Consider the following 318-nt stretch of genomic DNA (forward strand, 5'->3'; position numbering starts at 1 on the left):
AGCTTCGCTTTTATCCTAGTTCTAAGCAAAAGAAAATCATTAAACTAAACTATGATGCGCAGCGCTTTGTCTACAACTCTTATGTCGGACGCAATCGGAGCAATTATCATGCTAAGCACTACTTAGCTGTTAGACAATATCAAGCAATGCCTTTTGCCTTTTCTATTCTTAATAATTATGAGACTAGGTTGGCAGAAGAAGTAGTCACTAATAGCGAACTATTGGCTAAGCCTAAGAATATTCGTGATGCTTATAGCTTTTTACGTGTTAAAGAAATTGATAGTCTCGCTCTTGCCAATGCGATTCAAAACTATCAGA

At 36.8% G+C, this 318-nt stretch carries 1 protein-coding gene; it reads left to right on the forward strand.

Translation table 11 applies throughout. The features are described from left to right. On the forward strand, positions 1 to 318 hold a 318-nt coding region (locus WS44_RS09685), incomplete at both ends, for a helix-turn-helix domain-containing protein (RefSeq protein WP_046434139.1).

Origin of the sequence: Lactobacillus sp. N54.MGS-719 (assembly GCF_000980505.1) — a bacterium.
Lineage (GTDB): Bacteria > Bacillota > Bacilli > Lactobacillales > Lactobacillaceae > Lactobacillus > Lactobacillus amylovorus.